Source organism: Mycobacterium sp. E2327 (assembly GCF_001672675.1).
Classification (GTDB): Bacteria; Actinomycetota; Actinomycetes; order Mycobacteriales; family Mycobacteriaceae; genus Mycobacterium.
Genome location: NZ_LZKE01000070.1, coordinates 48,576 through 68,844, shown reverse-complemented (window position 1 = coordinate 68,844; position 20,269 = coordinate 48,576). Strand labels below are relative to the sequence as shown.

The following is a 20,269-nucleotide window of genomic DNA, read 5'->3' as shown; positions in this document are numbered from 1 at the left end:
TCCCGACGATGTCGGCGCCCCGCCCGGGGGTGGGGCTGGGGCTGGTGGTCTCGCTGGACGACGCGGTGAGCTTGCCCGCCGCCCGGGAGATCTCCGTGGACAGCGCGCGGGCGTGTGCGGCGCGCTGGGTCGCGACGACGGTCAGCGCGGCCGCGACCTGGGGCGCGAGACCCACGGCCGTGGCGGCGGCCCCGGCCAGCGCGCTGTCTTTGCGGGCCTGGTCCAGCGGCCCCAACAGGTTTTCGACGGCGGGCGGCTTCGGCTGCGGTTCGCCGCAGGCGGACGCGACCACCCCGAGCGCAGCAAGGGCTGCGGCGCCGGCGAGCACACCCCGCCCCGCCGCCGGGCCCGCCGCCGCCACCGCCGCCGGTGTCCGACGTGATCAACTCGCTGCGCGCGTCCGCGGAGAACGCCAGCCGGCTGGTGACGACGGAGTCCGGCTACCGGTCCGGGCTGCTCGCGTCGATCGCCGCGTCGTGCACGGCGTCCGCGACGGTGGCGCTAGTGCCCGGGGGGCCGTCGATATGAGTTCCGGCAAGGACGCCGACAACGCGGCCCTGTGCGACGCGCTGGCCATCGAGCACTCGACGATCTACGGCTACGGCATCGTGTCCGCGCTGTCGCCGCCCAGCGTCAACGACATGGTGGTGGAGGCCCTGGGCCAGCACCGCCAGCGCCGCGACGACGTGATCGCGATGCTGGCCGCGCGAAAGGTCAACGCGCCGGTCGCCGCCGCGGGCTACCAGTTGCCGATGCTGGTGGGCAGCCCGGCCGACGCGGCGCGGCTGGCGGCCCGCATGGAGAACGACTGCTCGACGGCGTGGCGCGCCGTCATCGAGCACGCGGAGACGGCGGACGACCGCGCGTTCGCATCCAACGCCCTGACGCAGAGCACGGTCATGGCCGCCAGGTGGAACCGCGTGCTGGGCGCCTGGCCGATCACGACCAGCTTCCCGGGCGGCAACGAGTAGCCCGCGCTAGGAGTCCAGGGCCGCCACGATGTCGGTGGCCAGCGATTCGCTCACCGCGAGCTCGCGGGTCTGCCCGCCGAAGCGATCCCGCAGCTCGACCACGCCGTCGGCCCACCCCCGTCCCACCACGACGATCCGCGGGACGCCGAGTAGCTCGGCGTCCTTGAACTTCACCCCGGGCGACGCCTGGCGGTCGTCGAGCAGGACCTCGAGACCCAGCCGATCCAGGTCGTCGGCCAGCGCGATCGCGCCGGCGCGGGCCTGGTCGTCCTTGTTGGCGATGACCAGGTGGACGTCGAACGGCGCCACGGCCGACGGCCAGCGCAGGCCCAGCTCGTCGTGGTGCTGCTCGGCGATGACGGCCACCATCCGCGATACGCCCAGGCCGTAGGAGCCCATGGTCAGGCGCACCGGCTTGCCGTCCTCGCCGAGGACGTCGACCGTGAAGGCGTCGGTGTATTTGCGGCCGAGCTGGAAGATGTGCCCGATCTCGATGCCGCGCGCGGACACCAGTGGGCCCGCCCCGTCCGGGGACGGGTCGCCGTCGCGCACCTCGGCGGCCTCGATGGTGCCGTCGGCCGTGAAGTCCCGGCCCGCCACCAGCCCGACGACGTGTCGGCCGGGCTCGTCGGCCCCGGTGATCCAGCTGGTGCCGTCCACCACCCGCGGGTCGACGAGGTAGCGAACGCCGTTGTCCCGCAATGCTTTCGGCCCGATGTAGCCCTTCACCAGGAACGGGTACTTGGCGAAGTCGGCGTCGTCGAGCAGGGCGTAGTCGGCCGGTTCCAGCGCCGCGCCCAGCCGCTTGTCGTCCACCTCGCGGTCGCCGGGCACCCCGACGGCCAGCAGCTCCCACTCGCCGCCGGGCTGGCGGACCTTGAGCAGGACGTTCTTCAAGGTGTCGGCCGCGGTGATCTCGCGGCCCAGGTCGGCGCCGTTGGCCCAGTCGACCAGGGTGGCGATCGTCGGGGTGTCGCCGGTGTCGTGGACCACCGCCTCGGGGAGCCCGTCGATCGGGCGCGCCTCGGGGCGGGCGGTGACGACCGCCTCGACGTTGGCGGCGTAGCCAGATTCCAGGCAGCGCACGAAGGTGTCCTCGCCGACTTCGCTCTCGGCCAGGAATTCCTCGGACGCGCTGCCGCCCATCGCGCCCGACACCGCCGACACGATGACGTAGCGCACCTGCAGCCGCTCGAAGATGCGCTGGTAGGCCTCCCGGTGCGCGTGGTAGGCGGCCTTGAGCCCGGCGTCGTCGATGTCGAACGAGTAGGAGTCCTTCATCACGAACTCCCGGACCCGCAGGATGCCGGCCCGCGGCCGCGCCTCGTCGCGGTACTTGTTCTGGATCTGGAACAGCAGCAGCGGAAAGTCCTTGTAGGAGCTGTATTCGCCCTTGACCGTCAGGGCGAAGAGCTCCTCGTGCGTGGGGCCCAGCAGGTAGTCGTTGCCGCGTCGGTCCTGCAGGCGGAAAACGCCGTCGCCGTACTCGGTCCAGCGGTTCGTCGTCTCGTACGGCGCGCGCGGCAGCAGGGCCGGGAACAGGATCTCCTGCCCGCCGATCGCGTTCATCTCGTCGCGGACGATCCGTTCGATCTTGCGCAGCACCCGCAGCCCGAGGGGCAGCCAGCTGTACAGCCCGGGTGCGATGGGCCGGACGTAGCCGGCGCGAATGAGCAGCTTGTGGCTGGGCACTTCGGCGTCGGCGGGGTCGTCGCGCAGGGTGCGCAGGAACAGCTCGGACATCCGGGTGATCACAGCGGGCCAGCCTAGCCTGGCGACGATGCAGGCCGGGACGGCCTGCTGAGGAGGCAGGCCATGGATGTAGTCAGTGGCGTGGGCCTGCCGAAAATCGTCGCCTCCTGTGCCCGGAAACTCAGCTTCTCCTCAGCGGCGCACGATACGTTGACGCGCATGGGCACGTCCGTGACGGGCGGGGGCTCCGGTGACCGGAGCCGGCCCGTGCTGGCGACCTTGACCGCCCTGTATTTGCTCGAGCTGATCGGAATCCTCTGCGCCGCAACGGCAGTCGCGGTCCACAACGCGGGATTGCCGACGCTGGCCCTGCTCGGGGCGGCGGCGCTGGTGGGCTGGCAGGCGATGCGGCTGCTGCGGGGCCGACGGGCGTTGGGCGTGGCCGGCCTGGCCGTGCAGTCGATTCTGCTGATCGGCGCGATCGCGCTGGCGACCCAGCGACCGGCCGCCGGTGTGGCGGGGGTGGCGGTGACGGCCGGCGTTCTCGCGGCGTGGGGCCGGCTGGGCAGGCCCGCCCGTTCGGTCCAGCCGGTGGCGGCGACGGCCGAGGTTCCGAGCGGGTCCGATGGGGTCAGGCCGGGCCTCGGTGGCGTCGTCCTGGTGCTCCTCACGTCGGCGCTGGTGTTGGCCGCCCTGTCCGTGCGCGGCGGAATCGTGATCGGAATGGTCGTGCTGGCGGTCATCTTCATTCCGCTCGAGCGGCTGTTCGCGCTGCGGCCGCGCCGGATTCTGCGGGCGGGATGGCGTACCGACCTGGTGCACTACCTGGTCAACGGGGCCGCGCTGAAGGTGGGGACCGTCGTCGCGGTGGTGGTGGTCGGCACCGCCCTGCGGGCCTTCATCCCCCCAGCCGTCCGGTCCGCGATCGCCGCGAGTCCGGGCTGGGCGCAGATCACCGCCGCGCTGGCGATCGCCACGGTCGGCGGCTACGCGGGGCACCGCGCGGCGCACGAGGTTCCGCTGTTGTGGCGGTTCCACCGCGTGCACCACAGCATCCGCGAGATGGACTGGCTGGCCGCCAGCCACCTGCATCCGCTGGATCAGATCTTCATCCGCTCCTGCGCGGTGCTGCCGCTGTATGCGCTGGGGTTCGGCCGAATCAGCCTGGGCGCCTTCGTCGTGCTGACCACGCTGCAGGCGATCTTCATTCACGCCAATGTGCGGCTCACGTTCGGCCCGCTGAGGTGGGTGATCGCGACCCCGCAGTTCCACCATTGGCATCACGCCCGCGATCCCCGGGCGTACAACTCCAACTACGCCGGGGAGTTCCCGGCCGTCGACGCGCTGTTCGGCACCCTCTACCTACCTACCCACGGCTGGCCCGCGCAGTACGGCATCGACGACGGCGAACCCGAGGGATATTTGCGGCAACTGGTGTGGCCGTTTGCGGCCTAGACCCGGGCTAGAGCTCGCCGGCGTCGAGCGCGTCCTTGACCTCTTGCGCGTGGGCGACCTGCTCGGGGGTGTAGCCGATGAGCAGCGCCGCGCCGCCGACGATGACGGCCACGCCGGCCACCCACAGCAGCCCGTAGGTATAGCCGTGGTCGAGGGCCTGCAACTGCGCGGCGTTCATGAACTTCACCGGGCCGTTGGTGCCGCCCAGGTACAGCGTGCGCGAGGTGATCACGGCCTGGATGACGGCCAGCACCAGCGGGCCGCCCAGGCTCTGCAGCATCAGCGCGATCGCCGACACGGGGCCGATCTGGTCGAAGCCGACACCGGCGATCGCCGACAGGGTCAGCGGGACCACGCAAATGCCGATCCCGATCCCGCCCACGATGATCGGCAGCACCAGGTTGGGGAAGTACGGCACGCCCCGGTGCATGAAAAGCGAGCCGTAGATCATCGCCCAGAAGAGCAGGAGCCCGCCGCCGATCGTCAGCACCCGCGGCGAGAACCGCGACACCAGCTGCGACGACAGACCGAGGCCGATGCCCATCGCGATGACGAACGGGATGAAGCCGACACCGGCCCGCAGCGCGCTGTAGCCGAGGATGTCCTGCACGTACAGGCCGATGCACACCGTCAGGCTGAACATGAGTCCGCCGGCCAGGAAGATCGCGGCGAACGTGACCAGCCGGTTGCGGTCGCGGAACAGCTCGAACGGGACGACGGGGTTCGCGGCGGTGCGCTCGACGACGATGAAGGCCAGGGCCGCCGCCAGGGCCACCGCGGCCGAGCCGATGGTGGTGACCGAGACCCAGCCCTTCTCCGGACCCATCGAGAAGGCGAAAACGGCGGCGGTGCAGGCCAGCGTGGCCAGCATGGCGCCGGTCGCGTCCAGCTTCATCCGCTCCCGGTTGGTTTCGCGCAGCGCGGTGCGGGCCAGGTAGATCATCACCAGCCCGATCGGCACGTTCACCAGGAAGGCCAGCCGCCAAGACAGCTCGGTCAACGCGCCGCCGACGACGAGGCCCATCACGGAGCCGATCGCGGTCATCGCGGCGAACACGGCCGTCGCGGCGTTACGAGCCGGCCCCTTCGGGAAGGTGGTCGCCACCAGCGCCAGACCGGTGGGCGACGCGATGGCCGAACCGATGCCCTGCAGGAGCCGGGCGATGACCATGGTCGCCTCGTCCCAGGCGACCGCGCACAGCACGGAGGAGATGGTGAACAGCGCGACGCCGACGATGAACGTGCGCTTGCGCCCGATGGTGTCGCCGAGGCGACCACCCAGCAGCATCAACCCGCCGAACGTCAGCACGTACGCGGTGATCACCCAGCTGCGGCCGGCGTCGGAGAGGCTCAGGTCGTTCTGGATCCTGGGCAGCGCCACGATGGCGATGGTGCTGTCCATGGTCGCCAGCAGCTGCATGCCACCGATCGCGATCACGGCCGCGATGAAGCGCCACGAAGGCAGCCACGTAGGCGAATACCTGCCGATACGTGAGGAGGCGGTCTCCGCCGGCGGCGTAGCGCGCACCGGGGCCGGACGATCGGGGCGTGCGGAGGTCCAGTTTTGGGCCGCGCGCTCTGCGTCGTTGAGAGCCGTCATAATGGGTTACCTTACAGTAATCTTAAGAATCTTTTAAACGCCGAACGCAGCTACGGCCCCGATCACGATGATCGCCGGAGGTCGGATCCCCTCGGCGCGGATCTTTTCCGGCGTGTCGGCGAGGGTGGCCCGCAACGTGTGCTGAGCTGCGGTTGTCCCGTGCTGGACCACCAGCACCGGCGTATCCGCAGGTCGGCCGCCCTTCAGCAGGACGTCCACGAACTGCTCGATGCGTTCGACGGCCATCAGCAAAACGATGGTGCCCCGCATCGCGGCCAATGCATCCCAATTCACTAACGATTCGGGGTGGCCCGGCGCAACGTGCCCGCTGACCACCACGAACTCGTGATTTATCGCCCGGTGCGTGACCGGAACGCCCGCCAGCGCGGGCACGCCTATGGCACTTGTCACACCGGGCACCACGGTCACCGGAATTCCGGCCTCGGCGCATGCCAGCACCTCCTCATACCCGCGCGCGAAGACGAAGGGGTCCCCGCCCTTGAGGCGGACGACGAAGCTGCCGGATCGGGCCCGCTCGATCATGACGTGGTTGATCGCGTCCTGGGCCATGGCGCGCCCGTACGGGATCTTGGCCGCGTCGATCACCTCCACGTGCGGCGGCAGCTCCGCGAGCAGTTCCGGCGGCGCGAGCCGGTCGGCGACCACCACGTCAGCCTGGGCGAGCAGCCGCCGCCCGCGCACGGTGATCAGTTCGGGGTCGCCGGGGCCGCCGCCGACCAGCGCCACCCCGCCGCGCACCACGTCGGAGCTCTCGGCCGTGATGAGCCCCTGCTGCAGGGCCTCCCGGATGGCCGACCGGATGGCCGCGGAGCGGCGGTGCTCGCCGCCGGCCAGCACCCCGACCGACAGGCCCGCGTAGCTGAAGGTCGCCGGGGTTACCGCGGTTCCCTCTATGGCGACGTCCGCGCGGACGCAGAAGATCTGGTTGCGTTCGGCCTCGGCGACGACGGCGGCGTTCACCCGCGCGTCGTCGGTGGCCGCGATCGCGTACCAGGCCCCGTCGAGGTCGCCGTCGCGGTATTCGCGCACCGACAGGACGATTCCGCTCATCGCCTCTACGGCCGGGGTGGCGGTGCGCGTGACGACGTGTACGTCGGCGCCGCTGGCGATGAGCAGGGGCAACCGGCGCTGGGCGACGGTCCCGCCGCCGACCACGACGACCTTCTTGCCGGCCAGCCGCAGCCCGGCCAGGTAGGCGTTGTCGGTCACGCGGCAAGCCTAAGGGGTGCTGCATGGCCGGCCGGCGCGCGCGACGAAGCGCGCCACGGCGCCCGGCGCGGCGGCCGGGTGGGTGTGCAGGTACGACGCGTGCACGCCGGCGTGCACGGCGCCGTCGGAGACCGCCTGGACCTGATCACCCTGGTACACCCACGCCGGCTGGTAGCTCTGGGCGAAAGTCACTGCGGTCCGGTGGAATTCGTGCCCGACCACCCGCTCGCCGACGGAATACAGCGGCGAATCCACCACCGCGACGGCCTCACGGTAGGCCAGCGTGAGGTGCGGCGTGAAGCGCGCCGACCCGGCCAGCACCCCACACATCGGTTGCCCGTCAAGTTCTGAAGCCAGGTAGATCAGCCCGGCGCATTCGGCGTGCACGGGCCCGCCGGCGGCGGCCAGCTCCTTGATCTGGCGGCGGACAACCTCGTTGGCGGACAGCTCCGCGGTGAACTGCTCGGGAAAGCCGCCGGGCAACAGGACCGCGTCGGTGCCGTCAGGCAACGCGTCGACGAGCGGGTCGAACTCGGCGACGTCGGCGCCGGCGGCGCGCAGCAGCTCCGCGTGCTCGGCATAGCCGAAGCTGAACGCCTTTCCGGCCGCCACGGCGACGGTGGCGCGCGCGGCCGGCGTCTCGCCCACCGCCGCGACAGGGTCCCACGGCGCATCGGCGCAGCCGCAGCGGGCGGCCGCCACCACGGCGGCCAGATCGACGTGGCGGGCGACCAGGGCGGTCATCGCCTGCACCGCGTCGTGCGCGCGGTGCCCGTACTCCACGGCCGTGACGAGCCCGAGATACCTTGTGGGCAGCTCCAATTCGGCGGTGCGCGGGATGGCGCCCAACACCGGGACGCCGGCCTGCTCGCAGGCCTGTCGCAGCACCTGCTCGTGGCGGGGCGACCCGACCCGGTTGAGGATCACGCCGCAGATGCGGGTGGCGGCGTCGAAGGTCGAAAACCCGTGCAGCAGCGCCGCGATGCTGTGACTCTGGCCGCGCGCGTCGACCACCAGGATCACCGGGCTGCCCAGCAGGCCGGCGACGTGGGCGGTGGAGCCCGCCGCAGGCGCGGTCGTTCCGATGCGCCCGTCGAAGAGCCCCATCACGCCCTCGATGACGGCGATGTCCGCGCCGGCGGTCCCGTGCGCATACAGCGGGCCGATGAGCCGCTCCCCCACCAGCACCGGATCCAGGTTGCGGCCGGGGCGCCCGGCGGCCAGGCCGTGGTAGCCGGGGTCGATGAAGTCGGGGCCGACCTTGAACGGCGCGACGGCATGGCCCGCCTCGCGGAGGGCACCGATCAAACCCGTTGCCACGGTGGTCTTTCCGCTTCCCGACGCGGGCGCGGCGATGACCACCGCGGGGACCGGGGTCATCGCCCCACCCGGGACCGCGAGCGCGCGCAAAATGACACCGAATACGGCGTGTCGCCGTGCAGACACGCGCCGTCGCGGCGGCTCGCGGGGACGCTCACCACTCGATGCCCTTCTGCCCCTTGCGGCCCGCGTCCATCGGGTGTTTGACCTTGGCCATCTCGGTGACCAGATCGGCCGCGTCGACCAGCCGCTGGGGGGCGTCGCGACCGGTGATCACCACGTGCTGGTGGCCGGGCCTGGCCAGCAGGGCGTCGACCACGTCGTCGACGTCGACCCAGCCCCACTTGAGCGGATAGGTGAATTCGTCCAGCACGTAGAAGTCGTGCCGCTGCGCGGCCATCCGGCGCGCGATCTCGGCCCAACCGTCGGCGGCGGCCGCCGCGTGGTCGATTTCGCTGCCGGCCTTGCGAGTCCAGGACCAGCCTGCCCCCATCTTGTGCCATTCGACTGCGCCGCCGGCGCCGTCGCGGTCGTGCAGCTCGCCGAGCCGGGCGAACGCCGCCTCCTCGCCCACCTTCCACTTCGCGCTCTTGACGAATTGGAACACGGCCACGCGCAGGCCGGCGTTCCACGCCCGCAACGCCATGCCGAATGCCGCCGTCGACTTTCCCTTGCCGGCCCCGGTGTGCACCGCCAGCACGGGCGTGTTGCGGCGCGCCCGGGTGGTCAGGCCGTCGTCGGGCACTTCGAGCGGTTTCCCCTGTGGCATGGAGGCTTATCCTCGCTCAGGCCGCGCCGCGCACGGCGCGCGTCAGGTGATCGGCGCGCAACTGCTCGAGTCGCACCGCCGGCGCGCCGAGCTGATCCGCGAGTTGACGGGCCAGCCCCAGCCGCACGTACGACGTCTCGCAGTCCACGACCACCGCGGCGGCACCCTCGGCGCGCAGCCGTGCCGCCGCGATTCGGCTGCGCCGCAACGGGTCCGGCCCGGCGGTGGCCCGGCCGTCGGTGAGCACGACCACCAGCGGGCGCCGCGCGCGGTCGCGCGCCTTTTCCCGGATGATCAGCTCGCGCGCGGCCAGCAGGCCCTCGGCCAGCGGGGTCTTGCCGCCGGTGTCGAAGCGGGCCAGTCGCCGCCCGGCGATGTGCGCCGACGATGTCGGCGGCAGCAACAGCCGGGCCTGCTGTTGACGGAAGGTGATCACCGCGACCTTGTCCCGACGCTGGTAGGCGTCGCGCAGCAGCGACAGGGCGGCGCCGCTCACGGCGGCCATGCGATCCCGGGCGGCCATCGAGCCCGACGCGTCCACGACGAAGATCACCAGGTTGCCTTCGCGCCCTTCGCGGATGGCGCGGCGCACGTCCTGAGGGTCCGGACGCAGCGGCCCCGTTCCGGCGCGCTCGGCGGCCGCCAGCAGGGTGGCGAACAGGTGCAGCCCGTGCGCGCCGGAGGCGGTGTCGCCGCCGTCGGTGGCGGCCACCACCATGCCGGAAGTGTTGCGCGCCCGCGACCGCCGTCCCGGCGCGCCCTCGCCGACCCCTGGGACGGTCAACGCCCGGGTGCGAAACGTCGCCGACGGCGGCGCGCTGGGTTTCGTCGACGACGACCCCGGCTTCGAATTCGCTTGCGGTTCAGGTGCTTCGGTCACCTGCCCGCCCCCGGGCGGGTCGGGATCGGGCTCGGGGTCTTCGGAACCGGCTTGCGCCAGGGCCTCGTCCAGCTGGTCGCGATCGAGCCCAGGCTCATCGAACGGGTCGCGGCGGCGTCGGTGCGGCAACGCCAGCTCGGCCGCCACCCGGATGTCCTGCTCCTCGACGGCGCTGGCGCCGCGCCACGCGGCGTGCGCGACCGCGGTGCGGGCCAGCACGAGGTCGGCCCGCATGCCGTCGACGTCGAACGCCGCGCACAGGGCGGCGATGCGCCGTAATTCGTTGTCCGGCAGGGACACCTGGTCGACGAGGGCCCGGGCCGCGGCGATCCGGCGGGCCAGTTCCGCGTCGGCGTCGGCGTAGCGCGCCGCGAACGCGTCCGGGTCCGCCTCGTAGGCCATGCGCTGCCGGACCACCTGCATCCGCACGTCGACGTCGCGCGACGCGTGCACGTCGACGGTGAGCCCGAACCGGTCCAGCAGCTGGGGACGCAGCTCGCCCTCCTCCGGGTTCATAGTGCCGATCAACACGAAGCGCGCCTCGTGCGAGTGGGAGATGCCGTCGCGCTCGATGTGCACCCGGCCCATCGCGGCGGCGTCAAGCAACACGTCGACCAGGTGGTCGTGCAGCAGGTTGACCTCGTCGACGTAGAGCACGCCGCCGTGGGCGCGCGCCAGCAGCCCCGGGGAGAACGCGTGCTCGCCATCGCGCAGCACCCGCTGCAGGTCCAGCGAGCCGATCACCCGGTCTTCGGTTGCGCCGAGCGGCATTTCGACCAGCCCGGCGCGATCCCCGTTTCCGGTCGCGGCAGCCAGTAGCCCGGCCAGCCCGCGCACGGCTGTCGACTTGGCGGTGCCCTTCTCGCCGCGGATCAGCGCGCCGCCGATCTCCGGGCGCACGGCACACAGCAACAGGGCCAGCCGCAGTTGGTCGTGCCCGACGATCGCGCTGAACGGATACGGCTTCACGGCGCCTCCGCCAGACCGGAGCCGGGACGCACCATCGGGATGTGCGGGATGCCGTCGTCGACGAAATCGTCACCGGCACGGACGAATCCGTGCTGGGCGTACATGTCGGCCAGGTATGCCTGGGCGTCGATCCGGCACGGGTAATCGCCGACCTCGGCCAGTGCGGCGCGCAGCAGCCGAGTGGTGTGGCCTTGGCCGCGGGCGCTGCGTTTTGTGCATAGCCGCCCGAGCCGAAAGGCCTTCTCGCCGCCGGCGTGCTCCTCCATCAACCGCAACGTGCAGATCACCTCGCCGTCGGGCGTTTCCAGCCAGAAGTGCCGGGTTTCGGCGAGCAGGTCGCGCCCGTCCAGCTCCGGATACGGGCAGGCCTGCTCGACGACGAACACCTCCACCCGCAGCTTGAGCAGCTCGTAAAGGGTCGCGGCGTCAAGGTCTTTGGACCAGGCGCGGCGCAGCGCTTCGCTCACGATGCCCCCAGCCCCAGCGCCTTGGTCCCCCACGACCAGACGTCCTCGAACAGCGCGGGCTCCCGGGACAGCTCCGTCCCCAGCGACGGCACCATCTCCTTGAGCGCCGGCAACCACGAGGCATACCGGTCGGCGAAGCAGCGCTGCAGGACGTCGAGCATGGCCGGCACTGCGGTCGACGCCCCCGGGGAGCCGCCCAGCAGGCCGGCGATGCTGCCGTCGTCGGCGCTGAGCACGGTGGTGTTGAAGTCGAGCGCCCCGCCGCGGCGCCGGTCGCGGCGGATCACCTGAACGCGCTGGCCGGCCACCGTCAGCTCCCAGTCCGAATCTGTTGCGCTGGGCGCGAATTCGCGCAGCGCGCGCACCCGGTCGGGCTCGGAGAGCCGCAGCTGGCCGATCAGGTAGTTCAGCAGCGTCAGCTGGGTGACGCCGACGCCGAGCATCGACACCAGGTTGTCCGGCTTGACCGAGCGGGGCAGGTCGGTGAAATGGCCGTGCTTCAAGAACTTCGGCGACCAGCCGGCGAACGGCCCGAACACCAGCCACGACTTGCCGTTGACGAACCGAAGGTCGAGATGCAGCGCACCCAGCGGCGGCGCGCCCGGCGCCGGGGCGCCGTACACCTTGGCGCGGTGCGCGACGGTGAGCGCCGGGTTGTCGGCGCGCAGGAATCGACCGCCGATCGGGAAGCCGGCGTACCCCCTGACCTCCTTGATGCCCGACTTCTGCAGCAGCGGCAGCGCGTCTCCCCCGGCGCCGACGAACACGAATTTGGCGTTCAGCCGACGCTTTTCGCCCGTGCGGCGGTTGCGGGCCAGCAGCGTCCAGCTGCCGTCGGATTGGCGGGTCAGGTTGCGGACCTCGTGACCGAACAGCGCCGTCGCACCGCCCCGCACGCAGTAGCCGACGAGTTGTCTTGCCAGCGAACCGAAGTCGACGTCGGTGCCGTCGGCGGCCCAGTTGAGCGCGGTCGGCTCGGAGAAGTCACGTTTGGCCGCCATGAACGGCAGGCGTCGGGCGAACTCATCCGGGTCGTCGAACAATTCGGTCCGCGCGAACAGCGGGTTGTGCGCCAGCGCGCGCTGCCGCCGCCGCAGGTAGTCCACCTGCTGCGCCCCGCGCACGAAGCTGGCGTGTGGGACCGGGTTGAGGAAGCCGCGGTCGGTCAGGATGCCGTTCTCGACGGCGTACGCCCAGAACTGACGCGTCACCTGGAACTGCTCGTTGATGCGGACGGCTTTGGTGATGTCGATCGAGCCGTCGGGGTTCTCCGGCGTGTAGTTCAGCTCGCACAGCGCGGAGTGCCCGGTGCCGGCGTTGTTCCAGGGGCTGCTGCTCTCGGCGGCGACGGCGTCCAGCCGCTCGATCAGCGTGATCGACCAGTCGGGTTCCAGCCGACGCAGCAATGCGCCCAGCGTGGCGCTCATGATGCCCGCACCGACCAGCACGACGTCGGCGCGTGCGGTTCTGGCTGGGCCTGACACCGTCCCAGGTTATCCCGGGCCTATCAAGAGCTAACGACGTGCGGCCCACCGGTGATCAGCAAAACCTCTAAGCTGGCCTCGTGACTGGCTGGGTGCCCGACGTGCTGCCCGGCTATTGGCAGCGCACGATCCCGCTCGGGCCCGACCCCGTCGGCGAGGGCGAGATCGTGGCGACGCTGGTCCGCCGCGGCGAGCCCTCGGACGGGCGGCACGCCGTCCTGGCCGTGCACGGCTACACCGACTACTTCTTCCACACCGAGCTGGCGGATCGCTTCGCCGACCGCGGCTTCGCCTTCTACGCGCTGGACCTGCAGAAGTGCGGCCGGTCGCGCCGCGACGGCCAGACCCCGCATTTCATCACCGACCTGGCCCACTATGACGTCGAACTCGAGCACGCGTTGGCGGCCATCCGCGAGCCCGGCCCCTCCGGCCGGCGAGCCAAGGTCCTGGTCTACGGCCATTCCTCCGGCGGGCTCATCGTGCCCCTGTGGCTGGACCGGCTGCGCCGGCGCGATCCCGCGGCGCACGCCGGGGTCGGCGGCCTGGTCCTCAACAGCCCGTTCCTCGACCTGCACGGCCCCGCGGTGCTGCGCCACTCGGTGACCTCGGCGGTGATCGCCGGCCTGTCCCGGGTGAAGTCGAAAGGCGTGGTCCGCGGATCCACTGAAGGCGGCTATGGCACCACCCTGCACCGCGACTACCACGGCGAGTTCGACTACAACCTGCAGTGGAAGCCGCTGGGCGGCTTCCCGATCACCCTCGGCTGGTTGCACGCCATCCGCCGTGGCCAGGCCCGCCTGCACCGCGGGCTCGACGTCGGCGTACCCAACCTGATCCTGCGTTCCGACCGGACCGTGCGCGAAACCAACGACCCGGCGTCCATGCAGACCGGCGACGCGGTCCTCGACGTCACCCAGATCGCCAAGTGGGCGGGCTGCATCGGCAATCGCACCACCATCGTCCCGGTGCCCGACGCCAAACACGACGTGTTCCTGTCGCTGGCCCAACCGCGGCGCACCGCTTATCGAGAACTGGACCTATGGCTGGACCACTACCTCGGCAGCGAAAACAGCGCCGCGCCGGCGTCCCCGGGGAAGGGGTGACGGCCCGGGCATGGAAACGTACGACATCGCGATCATCGGAACCGGTTCGGGCAACACCATTCTGGACGACAGGTACGCCGGCAAGCGCGTCGCCATCTGCGAGCACGGCACCTTCGGCGGCACCTGCCTCAACGTCGGGTGCATCCCGACGAAGATGTTCGTCTACGCCGCCGAGGTCGCGGCCACCGTGCGCGAGGCGGCCCGCTACGGCGTCGACGCGCACATCGACGGGGTGCGCTGGGACGACATCGTCTCGCGTGTCTTCGGGCGCATCGACCCGATCTCGGTGAGCGGCGAGGAGTACCGGCGCTCGTTGCCCAACGTCGATCTGTACGAACGGCACACCCGGTTCAGACCGGTCCAATCAGACGGCCGATACCTGTTGCGCACCGACGCGGGCGAAGAATTCACCGCCGATCAGGTGGTGATCGCGGCGGGCTCGCGACCGGTGATCCCCTCGACCATTCTTGCGTCTGACGTGCACTACCACACCAGCGATACCATCATGCGCATCCCCGAACTGCCCGAGCACCTGGTGATCATCGGAAGCGGTTTTGTGGCAACGGAATTCGCGCACGTGTTTTCCGCACTCGGCGTCCGGGTCACCCTGGTGGTCCGGGGCTCCACGCTGCTTCGCCACTTCGACGACACGATCTCCAAACGGTTTACCCGCATAGCCTCGCGCAAATGGGAGCTGCGCACCCACCGGATGGTCGCCCGCGCCGCCAACCGCGGCGCCGGCGTGGCCCTCGAGCTCGACGACGGCTCCACCCTGAACGCCGACGTGCTGCTGGTGGCGACCGGCCGGTTGCCCAATGGCGACCTGCTGGACGCCGAGCAGGCCGGCATCGATGTCCAGAACGGCCAGGTGGTGGTCGACGAATACCAACGCACTTCGGCGCGCGGCGTTTTCGCGCTCGGCGACGTCTCGTCGCCGTACCAGCTCAAGCACGTCGCCAACCACGAGGCCCGCGTCGTGCAGCACAACCTGCTGTGCGACTGGGACGACACCGAGTCGATGGCGGTGACCGACCACCGATTCGTGCCGTCGGCGGTGTTCACCGATCCACAGCTGGCGACCGTCGGCCTCACCGAAAACCAGGCGATCGCAAAGGGATTCGACATCTCGGTCGCCTTCCAGGACTACGGCGACGTCGCCTATGGCTGGGCCATGGAGGACACCACCGGCATCGTCAAACTGATCGCCGAGCGCAACACCGGGTGCCTGTTGGGCGCGCACATCATGGGCCACCAGGCGTCGTCGATCATCCAGCCGCTGATCCAGGCGATGAGCTTCGGTCTGACCGCCCCGGAGATGGCGCGCGGCCAGTACTGGATTCATCCGGCGCTGCCCGAGGTGGTCGAGAACGCCCTACTGAGCCTGCGCCCCCCTCAGCCGCGCTGACACTGCGGGCACAGCCCGTGCAGCGTCAAGCCGGCCGCCTCCGACAGCGCGAACGCGCTGCCCGCCATCGCGTGCTCGAGCGCCGAGCTCAGCTGCCGGGCGGGCACCTCGATGATCGACCCGCAGCGGGTGCACACCGCGTGGTGGTGGGGGGCGGTGGCCAGGCCGTAGGTGGTCACGCCGCCCTCGAGGGTCAGCGCGTGCAGCACACCCTGGTCGACCAGGGTCGTCACGGTGCGGTAGATCGTCGCGACGTCGGGCGGCGGGGTGCCGGGCGGCAGGGACGCGCGCACCCGCTGGTGGATCTCGGCCACCGGCAGGTGGCCGTTGACCGGCTCGAGCACGGCCAACACTTGGATCCGCGACGCCATCCGCCGCAGCCCGTGGGCGCGAAGGAGACCACCGATCCGTTCGGTGACGGCGGGGTCCAGCGCGGTGGCCTGTTTGGAGGCCTTGGGCGTCATCCTCTCAGTGTCGCGGCCGACACCCCGGATTGCCAGTTTTCCCTCGGCTACTCCTGCAATCCACTTGCAATTGGCTCGCGACGCTCCCTAATGTCGTGATCGTGGCCGGTAACCTGCGAAGCGCCTTGGCGCCGGCGGAGTGGTGGCGGCTCGGGTCGATGCTGGCGGTGATCGTCGCGCTGCATGTGATTGGCTGGGGCACCCTGGTGCTGCTCGTCGATCCGGCGCGACTCGATTTGGGGGGCAAGGCTTTTGGTATCGGCGTCGGGCTGACGGCCTACACCCTGGGCATGCGCCACGCCTTCGACGCCGACCACATCGCCGCCATCGACAACACCACCCGCAAGCTGATGGGCGACGGGCAGCGCCCCCTGGCCGTCGGCTTCTTCTTCTCGCTGGGCCACTCCACCGTCGTCTTCGCACTGGCGGTGCTGCTGGCGACCGGGGTCAAAGCGGTAGTCGGGCCGGTCGAGGACGACTCGTCGACGCTGCATCACTACACCGGCCTGATCGGCACCAGCGTCTCGGGCGTGTTCCTCTACCTGATCGCGACCCTCAACATCGTCGTGCTGGTCGGCATCCTGCGCGTGTTCGCGCGCCTGCGCCGCGGTCATTACGACGAATCCGAGCTCGAACGGCAACTGCAGAACCGCGGGCTGATCAACCGGTTCGTCGGCCGCCTCACCCGATCGATCACCAAGTCCTGGCACCTCTATCCGGTGGGGCTGCTGTTCGGGTTGGGTTTCGACACCGCCACCGAGGTGGCGCTGCTGGTGCTGGCCGGCACCAGCGCGGCGGCCGGACTGCCGTGGTACGCCATCCTGTGTCTGCCGGTGCTGTTCGCCGCGGGCATGTGCCTGCTGGACACCATCGACGGCTCGTTCATGAACTTCGCCTACGGCTGGGCCTTCGCCAGCCCGCTGCGCAAGATCTACTACAACATCACCATCACCGGGCTGTCGGTGGCGATCGCGCTGATGATCGGGACCGTCGAGCTGCTCGGCCTGTTCGCCGGCCAGCTGGGGTGGCACGGCCCCTTCTGGCGGTGGCTAGCCGACCTCGACCTCAACGCCGTCGGCTTCGCCGTCGTGGGCATGTTCGTCCTCACCTGGGCGGTGGCGCTGCTGGTCTGGCGCTACGGGCGCATCGAGGAAAAGTGGACGTTCTCCTCGCCGGAGCCCGAGTCGGCGACTTAGCCGGTTGCAAACCAGGATGAGATCATGCAGCCCAGGTTGACCGCGCGGGTGGAACAAAGTCGGTCGATACCCGTACTGCTCTGGCAATTCGCCGAGCCTCGGCTGTGTATCTCGTCGGGCCCGCTCGGCGGCGGCATCGGCGCCCGGGACTGGGTGGTCAACGCAACGGTCCCCCTCGATTACAACCGGACCGACCCCGACCGCCACCTGACTGAGATCGGTACCGCGCTCAAGCTCGTCGGCGCCGGCTGCGGGCTACTCACCGCGGTCGACGTGACCCGGCACCACAGCGCCGACGACAGCGGCGTGCACGCCGCCGCGACGGTTGGGCTCTCCAGCCCGGCCTGGGCGGCCGCGCCCGACCGGCACTTCCGCCGCGAGATGCGGTCCAGCGTCCAAACGACCGAGTTCGCTGACTACCAGACTATGGAGCACCGACCGCCGACCGACGGTGACGAGCACCGGGCGGGGACGATCAACATCGTGGTTGCGGTGCCGGTGCGGCTGTCTCATGCCGCCCTCGTCAACGCCGTAGCCACCGCAACGGAGGCGAAAGTGCAAGCGTTGCAAGACACCGGGGTGCCAGCCACCGGAACCGCCTCGGACGCGGTTGTTGTGCACTGCCCGACCGACGGGACCCCGGAGACGTACGGCGGGCCGCGCTCGGCGTTCGGCGCACGCATCGCACGAGCGGTCCACGCGGCCGTGCTTGCCGGTGCCCGGTCCTGGATTTCAGGATCCCCCGAGCGGTGCTACGACCCGTGCACGCATAAACACTCGTGAGCGCGGACGGTGTCGAACCGCCGGCCGCTGGCTGCGTTTCACGCGGTGCCGTTTCCTCCATCGGATGGCTCTTGCTGCGTTGGTGAGTCGCCGCTCCACGTGCTCGGAATCATCGGCATGCGCGGGCTGCCGTCGAAGGCATCGTCGGCGAGCATGGTCAACCCTGCCGGTCCAGCGCCGGTTTTGGTGGCGATTCCGGCGAACCCCTGAGGCGCGGCGCCAATTGCCGATGCCGCCGCCGCGTCAACCGGGTCTTCGCCCGCATCGCTTGCGTCGTCCAAATCCATGTATTCGTAACCGCGCCCGAGCGTCTGGGTCCTCGTGCGCCGGCGCCGCTGCGTTCTGTTCTTTTCCATGGGTGTCGCCGCGGTCGCGGGCGCGGCGGCGCTGTCGAGTTGCGGCACCTTCTTTCGGGCCTTGCCGGCCGCCGCCGCGCCGGCAACCGCGCTCAGGTCGCCCACCAGATAGGCGAAGCCTTCCATGCCCACACCGGTACCCGCCCCGGTCATCGTCGGTGGGGTGGCCGACGGCGGGAGCGCTGCGGGTGTAGCGGCCGGCGCGGTGGCCTCCACCGGAGCCGGCGTCGGAGAAGAGGCGGGGGTCGGGATGCTCGGGGACAGCGCAAGGACCGGCGGCATGATGGGCGGCGCGACGGGGGGTACCGGCGGCAGGGCGGCCAGTCCCGCCAGGCCGGCGAGGCCAATCGGCGCCACCGCGCCGGAGGCCAACGCCACTATCGGAGCGGTTATCAGGGGCACGAAAACCGTCAGGACCACGGCAGTCTGCTCGAGCAGCGTCTTGAGCAACGCGATGGTGTCAGTGATGATCGTGCCGACGGCTTCGACGGTGGTGAACAGGATGGTGAAACCGATCGTCGCGGGATCGCCGCTGGCGAGCGCCGCCGTGAGATCCAGTCCGATAAAGAAGAACGTTTCCGACAGATACGCGACATACGAGCCGATATCCATCGGATAGCCCAGGGCGAACGCGATGTTGGACGGGCTGAAAAAGATCAGTGGGTTACCCAGCAGGGGCAGGTAGGGATCAAACCCCGAAAACATCGCCGCGAAGAAGGGATTGTCGTACAGCGCGTTGCTCAGCGGTTCTAGGACGTCGTTCCAGTAGTCGACGAAACCAATCTTCGTCAGCCAGGCCATGACCTGGTTCTCCGTGTCGGGAGGCAACGGGAAGGCCTGGTAGAAAGCTTCCACCAGCGCATGAAGATTCACGATCTTCGGCGCCGCCGGCACCTGCGGGGACGAGGCCACTGCCGCGGTCGAGACCGCATGGTAGATGCTCATCACGGTCGCGGCCTGGATCCACATCCGTGCATAGTCAGCTTCATTCAGTGCGATGGGGATGGTGTTGATGCCGAAGAAATTTGTCCCCAGCAACGCCGCGTGGGTGGCGTGGTTGGCGGCCAGCTCGGCCAGGGTGGGCATCGCAGCGAGGGCGGTGGTGTAGGCGGTGGCCGCAGCTTCATGTCGGACTGCCGTCGCCGCACTGTCAGCGGCGGCTAGTGCGAGCCAGGCAATATGCGGGCCGTGGCTGGCCACATACGCCGCCGCGCTCGGGCCCTCCCATGCCCCGGCCTGCACCCCCGCCATTAGCGCGGTCAGCTCCTCGGCCGACTCGGTGTACGCGATGCTCAACGAGGTCCACGACTCTGCCGCGGCCAGCAGCGGACCGGGCCCCGGCCCGCTGCTCAGCAGAGCCGAATGGACCTCTGGCGGCGAAGCCATCCAGATTGGGCCGGTCATCGGAGACGACCGAATTCGACAATGATGGTTCGACAACGAGGTTTCGGCGCCATGACAGGCCAGCTCTCTCGGGGTACTCCGCCCCGGGTAGCAGGACACGATGACGCGAGTCTCCTGGCTCTCGGATCACTGCTCGCCTCGCCTTCCGACCGGTGGCCGTGGCTTCGTGAGGTTCGCTCCCCGATGACAGTGGCGGGACCGCGCCGGATTCGCACCGGCTTCCTGCGTCGTCATCGCCTTACGCGGAATATTGTCGCACCCCGACGCCGAACTTGCCCGAATCGAGCAAATCCAAGCTGATGCTGAGATCGAGTTGGGCTTGAGTTCGGGCAACCACCGTTTCGGGTGTAGAAAAGTGCCATGCACGAGCTGTCGCTGTGCGAGGCCATCGCCGGTCTGGTCAAGACCCATGCCGAGGGCCGGCACGTCGACGTGGTTCGGGTGCGGATCGGGGCCCTGCGCCAGGTGGTGCCGGAATCGCTGTCGTTCTGCTGGACCCTGGTCCGCGATTCCGAGGACATGCCGGACGCCGAGCTGGAACTCGAGTGCGTCGGCGCCGAGGTGAGGTGCCGCTCGTGCGGCCGCGAATCGGAGATCACGTCGGCCTGGTCGATCTGGTGCCCGCGGTGCGACAGCCCCGATGTGGAGGTGCTGCACGGCAACGAGTTCCTGGTGACGTCCTTGGACGTCTCGTGAAAAGCGCTCCCCCCGAACGGATTTG

Annotated in this window: 17 protein-coding genes, 2 pseudogenes and 1 riboswitch; of the genes and pseudogenes, 8 read left to right on the top strand and 11 right to left on the bottom strand. The window is 70.2% G+C overall.

All coding sequences use genetic code 11. The features are described from left to right. Positions 1-361 (bottom strand): annotated as a pseudogene (locus A5712_RS08715) (hypothetical protein); the annotation flags it as partial. On the opposite strand from A5712_RS08715, the pseudogene A5712_RS08710 reads away from it, so the two are divergent. Further along, positions 340-528 (top strand): annotated as a pseudogene (locus A5712_RS08710) (hypothetical protein); the annotation flags it as partial. The pseudogenes A5712_RS08715 and A5712_RS08710 overlap by 22 nt on opposite strands. Then, positions 525-971: a ferritin-like domain-containing protein gene (locus tag A5712_RS08705; protein ID WP_068103576.1), complete on the top strand. Its 447-nt coding sequence runs from the start codon at positions 525-527 to the stop codon at positions 969-971. The pseudogene A5712_RS08710 and the gene A5712_RS08705, both read left to right, overlap by 4 nt. 6 nt (positions 972-977) lie before the next feature. Here the strand turns inward: A5712_RS08705 and A5712_RS08700 are convergent, their stop codons facing one another. Further along, complete coding sequence (locus A5712_RS08700) at positions 978-2,726, bottom strand: proline--tRNA ligase (protein ID WP_068103574.1); 1,749 nt, start codon at positions 2,724-2,726, stop codon at positions 978-980. Positions 2,727-2,882: 156 nt separating this feature from the next. On the opposite strand from A5712_RS08700, the gene A5712_RS32445 reads away from it, so the two are divergent. After that, a complete protein-coding gene (locus tag A5712_RS32445) occupies positions 2,883-4,118 on the top strand; it encodes a sterol desaturase family protein (RefSeq protein ID WP_082973347.1) in 1,236 nt (411 codons plus the stop codon). 7 nt (positions 4,119-4,125) lie between these two features. Here A5712_RS32445 and A5712_RS08690 read toward each other — a convergent pair whose 3' ends face one another. The 7 genes from A5712_RS08690 to mqo form a co-directional block, all read right to left on the bottom strand. Continuing rightward, complete coding sequence (locus A5712_RS08690) at positions 4,126-5,718, bottom strand: MFS transporter (RefSeq protein WP_068103572.1); 1,593 nt, start codon at positions 5,716-5,718, stop codon at positions 4,126-4,128. Between the two features lie 33 nt (positions 5,719-5,751). Next, positions 5,752-6,948, bottom strand: a complete 1,197-nt coding sequence (cobA, locus tag A5712_RS08685; protein WP_068103571.1) for a uroporphyrinogen-III C-methyltransferase — start codon at positions 6,946-6,948, stop codon at positions 5,752-5,754. Between the two features lie 9 nt (positions 6,949-6,957). Further along, positions 6,958-8,328, bottom strand: coding sequence for a cobyrinate a,c-diamide synthase (locus A5712_RS08680; protein ID WP_068103570.1), 1,371 nt, complete (start codon positions 8,326-8,328; stop codon positions 6,958-6,960). A gap of 94 nt (positions 8,329-8,422) precedes the next feature. Beyond that, a complete protein-coding gene (cobO, locus tag A5712_RS08675) occupies positions 8,423-9,037 on the bottom strand; it encodes a cob(I)yrinic acid a,c-diamide adenosyltransferase (RefSeq protein WP_068103569.1) in 615 nt (204 codons plus the stop codon). A gap of 16 nt (positions 9,038-9,053) precedes the next feature. Next, a complete protein-coding gene (locus A5712_RS08670; RefSeq protein WP_068103568.1) occupies positions 9,054-10,886 on the bottom strand; it encodes a magnesium chelatase subunit D family protein in 1,833 nt (610 codons plus the stop codon). Continuing rightward, positions 10,883-11,353: a GNAT family N-acetyltransferase gene (locus tag A5712_RS08665; protein WP_068103567.1), complete on the bottom strand. Its 471-nt coding sequence runs from the start codon at positions 11,351-11,353 to the stop codon at positions 10,883-10,885. Before A5712_RS08665 ends, A5712_RS08670 begins: the two co-directional genes overlap by 4 nt. Then, positions 11,350-12,837 carry a malate dehydrogenase (quinone) gene (gene mqo / locus A5712_RS08660; RefSeq protein WP_082973346.1) on the bottom strand — a complete coding sequence of 496 codons (1,488 nt, stop codon included), beginning with the start codon at positions 12,835-12,837 and terminating at the stop codon, positions 11,350-11,352. Before mqo ends, A5712_RS08665 begins: the two co-directional genes overlap by 4 nt. Positions 12,838-12,917: 80 nt before the next feature. On the opposite strand from mqo, the gene A5712_RS08655 reads away from it, so the two are divergent. Beyond that, positions 12,918-13,940 carry an alpha/beta hydrolase gene (locus A5712_RS08655; protein WP_068103566.1) on the top strand — a complete coding sequence of 341 codons (1,023 nt, stop codon included), beginning with the start codon at positions 12,918-12,920 and terminating at the stop codon, positions 13,938-13,940. 10 nt (positions 13,941-13,950) lie between these two features. Next, complete coding sequence (gene mtr / locus A5712_RS08650; RefSeq protein WP_068103565.1) at positions 13,951-15,345, top strand: mycothione reductase; 1,395 nt, start codon at positions 13,951-13,953, stop codon at positions 15,343-15,345. Here mtr and A5712_RS08645 read toward each other — a convergent pair. After that, positions 15,333-15,809, bottom strand: a complete 477-nt coding sequence (locus A5712_RS08645) for a Fur family transcriptional regulator (protein WP_068103563.1) — start codon at positions 15,807-15,809, stop codon at positions 15,333-15,335. The genes mtr and A5712_RS08645 overlap by 13 nt on opposite strands. Before the next feature lie 101 nt (positions 15,810-15,910). Between A5712_RS08645 and A5712_RS08640 the strand changes: the two genes are divergently transcribed. Further along, the gene (locus A5712_RS08640; protein WP_231982057.1) at positions 15,911-17,005 is read left to right on the top strand and encodes a HoxN/HupN/NixA family nickel/cobalt transporter; all 1,095 of its coding nucleotides are present in this window, start codon (positions 15,911-15,913) and stop codon (positions 17,003-17,005) included. Between the two features lie 24 nt (positions 17,006-17,029). Continuing rightward, positions 17,030-17,788 carry an adenosylcobinamide amidohydrolase gene (locus A5712_RS08635; protein WP_197519342.1) on the top strand — a complete coding sequence of 253 codons (759 nt, stop codon included), beginning with the start codon at positions 17,030-17,032 and terminating at the stop codon, positions 17,786-17,788. Positions 17,789-17,826: 38 nt separating this feature from the next. Here the strand turns inward: A5712_RS08635 and A5712_RS08630 are convergent, their stop codons facing one another. After that, positions 17,827-19,548 carry a PPE family protein gene (locus A5712_RS08630; protein ID WP_068103558.1) on the bottom strand — a complete coding sequence of 574 codons (1,722 nt, stop codon included), beginning with the start codon at positions 19,546-19,548 and terminating at the stop codon, positions 17,827-17,829. A gap of 86 nt (positions 19,549-19,634) precedes the next feature. Further along, a riboswitch (cobalamin riboswitch) is annotated at positions 19,635-19,824 on the bottom strand. An 84-nt stretch (positions 19,825-19,908) separates the two neighbouring features. Between A5712_RS08630 and A5712_RS08625 the strand changes: the two genes are divergently transcribed. Then, positions 19,909-20,244: a hydrogenase maturation nickel metallochaperone HypA gene (locus A5712_RS08625; RefSeq protein ID WP_068103556.1), complete on the top strand. Its 336-nt coding sequence runs from the start codon at positions 19,909-19,911 to the stop codon at positions 20,242-20,244. Positions 20,245-20,269 lie beyond the last annotated feature (25 nt).